Annotated in this window: 1 protein-coding gene; it reads right to left on the bottom strand. The window is 63.4% G+C overall.

The annotated features are described in order from the left end of the window. Positions 1–95 precede the first annotated feature (95 nt). Positions 96–536: oleate hydratase (locus CV770_RS41350; RefSeq protein ID WP_201760276.1), on the bottom strand; the 441-nt coding region annotated here is incomplete at its 5' end.

Below are 536 nucleotides of genomic sequence, written 5' to 3'. Positions count from 1 at the left end.
AACGTACCGTCAGGGGGGGCCGTCTTTCACGTCAGCCTGCCGCTGGCAGCGCCGCGATAGCTCCTATCGCAGGCGCCAGCGACGCTGGCCAGCCGTCACGCGAACGCCTTTTCCAGCGTCGCGAAGATGACCGCGAGCGACTTGTTGTGCCGCGTCACCGGCGGAACCGGGCGATCGATCTTCATCAGCTGATAGACCGCCATCTGCGCCGCGCGCACCGAATATTCGACCGTGAACACGACGTCGTCGGGGATTTCGACGAACTGGCTGACGAAAGCGAGGTTGACCGAATTCTTCGGCACCGGCAGCGGCCGGTCGGTCAGATTGCGCGGCATGAACATGCTGGTGATGTAGGGCATGCGGCAGGGAATGCAGATCGCGTCGTCGAACACGGCCGGATCGAAGTTCAGGTGACCGCAGAGCTCCTTCAGGATCTCCGCGCCGCCGCAATCGGACATCGGCTTGGCGACGAAATTGCCGACGCGGTCGGGATGCAGCGCATAGCCCCAGAACACCTGCACATTCTTCGGCTGTCC

Origin of the sequence: Bradyrhizobium sp. AC87j1, from assembly GCF_002936975.1 — a bacterium.
GTDB lineage: Bacteria > Pseudomonadota > Alphaproteobacteria > Rhizobiales > Xanthobacteraceae > Bradyrhizobium > Bradyrhizobium shewense.
Note: the sequence above shows the minus strand (reverse complement) of the source record. Positions and strands in the feature narration are given on the sequence as shown.